Annotated in this window: 1 protein-coding gene; it reads left to right on the top strand. The window is 44.9% G+C overall.

The window, feature by feature from the left end; all coding sequences use genetic code 11:
* On the top strand, positions 1 to 443 hold a 443-nt coding region (locus tag R7Q46_RS30460; protein WP_318078751.1), incomplete at its 5' end, for an SDR family NAD(P)-dependent oxidoreductase.
* Positions 444 to 512 lie beyond the last annotated feature (69 nt).

The raw sequence follows: 512 nt of genomic DNA, 5'->3' as shown, positions 1-512 counted from the left end.
GTTACTACGGCCCTAAAGGTTATGGGTTTGGAAACACCAATGTGGATGAATGGCGTAAAGTACTTGAGATTAATACGATAGCGCCACTTAAACTGGTCGAAACGCTCTATCCACAACTGCAACAAGGACAGTTGAAAAAAATCGCCTGCATCTCTTCAAAAGTCGGGAGTATGACGGAGAATACATCGGGTGGCGGCTATATTTATCGCTCGTCAAAGGCGGCACTCAATTCCGTCGTCAAAAGCTTAAGCAATGACTTAACGCCTGACGGTTTTACTGTCCTTGCTTTGCACCCTGGTTGGGTACGCACCGCAATGGGTGGGCCAAATGCACTTATAGATGCAGAGACATCAGCTCAAGGGCTGGCACAAGTTATTGACCAAAGCACCGTTGAACACTCTGGTCAATTCATCAATTACGACGGCACTTCGCTTCCTTGGTAAGTATTTTATAAAAAGATGAGAGGTAGGTTAGCTTTATGCTTTCTACTTCTCTGACAACCTTGAATTTCT

This window comes from Vibrio sp. 811, from assembly GCF_033339195.1.
This window is presented reverse-complemented; position numbering and strand designations above follow the sequence as displayed.